Raw genomic sequence first — 544 nt, 5'->3', positions numbered from 1 at the left:
AAGGATTAATAAACTTTGTGAAGAAACAGGTTTGACTATACCTGATGAAGATATGGACACAAACGATCCAACGACTGTTGCTGGTAGAGGTTTTGGTATCTCAAAATGGTATGAACTTTTCACTCCTCGCCAACTCCTTGCACTTTTGACTTTTACAAAGTGGGTAAAAGAACTAGGAAGGGAAGTGAGAAAAGAGAATTGTGAAGAAGATTTGGTAAAAATCATTAGTACATATTTATCACTCTCAATTGATAGGATGGGTGAGTATCTAAATACGGGTAGTAAATGGGACATTGGACAAGAACGAAATTGTAGTGTGTTTATACGGCAAGCTATTCCCATGGTGTGGGACTATAGTGAATTAAATCCTTTTGAGGTAACAGTAGGTTCATTTCCGTCGATGGTTCGTCTAATTTTGAAAGATATAAAGAATTTGTCGGAGATATTAAACTCATCTTATGTTACACGCACCTCTGCAACAGAACTTCCCTACTCTGATAATTTTTTTGATGCTATCATTACTGACCCACCTTATTATAACAAT

Annotated in this window: 1 protein-coding gene; it reads left to right on the top strand. The window is 36.2% G+C overall.

Features of this window, described 5'->3' with window-relative positions; translation table 11 throughout:
• Window positions 1-544, top strand: a 544-nt coding sequence (locus ABDH49_09350) for a DUF1156 domain-containing protein (protein ID MEN3047143.1), incomplete at both ends; no start/stop codon positions are given.

This window comes from Candidatus Hydrothermales bacterium, assembly GCA_039630235.1.
Classification (GTDB): Bacteria; Hydrothermota; Hydrothermia; order Hydrothermales; family JAJRUZ01; genus JBCNVI01.
The sequence above is the reverse complement of the archived record's forward strand: the minus strand, read 5'-3'. Positions and strand labels throughout refer to the sequence as shown.